This window comes from Caulobacter sp. 05T431 (genome assembly GCF_056665975.1).
The window spans coordinates 1-380 of record NZ_JBFTKU010000167.1 but is presented as its reverse complement, the minus strand read 5'-3'; the positions used below and the strand labels follow the sequence as shown (position 1 = coordinate 380).

1 protein-coding gene is annotated in these 380 nt (G+C 66.1%); it reads left to right on the top strand.

What is annotated here, in order from left to right; all coding sequences use genetic code 11:
- On the top strand, positions 1 to 380 hold a 380-nt coding region (locus AC1U89_RS24975; RefSeq protein WP_479902301.1), incomplete at both ends, for an FAD-binding oxidoreductase.

Sequence of the window (380 nt, the reverse complement as noted above, 5' to 3'; positions counted from 1 at the left end):
GGGCCGACGCGGGGGTCGTCCTCGGTGAGCTGCGTGCGCAGGTTGAGAAGGTCACCGGAGGCAAGCTGACATTTGCCCCAGACCCTTCTTCCCTGACGCGCGCCACAGTGGGTGGCTCCATCGGTAACGACGCCTGCGGAAACCACTCAGTAGCCTACGGCCGCATGACCCATCACGTGCAGGAGTTGGAGCTGGTCACGGCCGACGGCGCGTACCTCAGGGCGGGGCGGGAATTCCTCCGCGCTGTCGACGATAACGACACCCATTCCGTTGCCCGGGCTGAGGAGCTGCTGGAGGGCCTCAAAGCGCTGGCGGGAGCACATCTGGCGGCCCTCCGGGTGGAGCTGCAGACCATTCCCCGGCAGATCTCTGGATATCAC